This window comes from Mucilaginibacter sp. P4_G9, from assembly GCF_056400985.1.
This window is the reverse complement of record NZ_JBFUKF010000943.1, coordinates 1-570: the sequence shown is the minus strand read 5'-3', so window position 1 is coordinate 570 and position 570 is coordinate 1. Positions and strand designations below refer to the sequence as shown.

The window sequence follows — 570 nt, the reverse complement described above, 5'->3', positions numbered from 1 at the left end:
TATTCTTGGCTTTTTCTGGAAAAAAGCTACTTCAAACGCGGCTTTGTTTGCAACCGTTGGCGGTTTCATCATGTCGTGTTTCTTTAAACTGTTACCTCGCTTTGCCGATCTGAGCTTCCTGTCGCCATATGGTTTTTCAAAACTGGCTTTACAGGATGATAAGGTTACCAAACTTTACGAGATCCCTTTCCTTGATCGTATGGGCTTTGTATTTATCATTTGCGTTGTTGGTATGTACATCATATCAAAAATAGACCAGGCAAGAGGTATTACCACCAACGGACTGGAAATTGATGCATCTATGTTTAAAACATCAAGAGGATTTTTAGCCGGTGCATTGATAGTTACAGGTATAGTTGTGGCGCTTTATTCAGTTTTCTGGTAGTAAAATAATTCTGTATAAATATTAAAAGAGCGGCGGGTTGAATACCTGCCGCTCTTTTTTTATGGATATAAATGGTATAAATATTAATAAAAAATGCTCGTTTAAAGTTAATGTGTAAACCTATTTCAGGACAAGACATGCCGGTTTTTTTAGAAATGTTAAAGTATTGATAATCAGCATAAATG

Annotated in this window: 1 pseudogene; it reads left to right on the top strand. The window is 36.1% G+C overall.

Annotated elements, in window-relative coordinates:
• Positions 1-385, top strand: a pseudogene (locus AC1DPZ_RS28710) (sodium transporter); the annotation flags it as partial.
• Between the last annotated feature and the right edge of the window lie 185 nt (positions 386-570).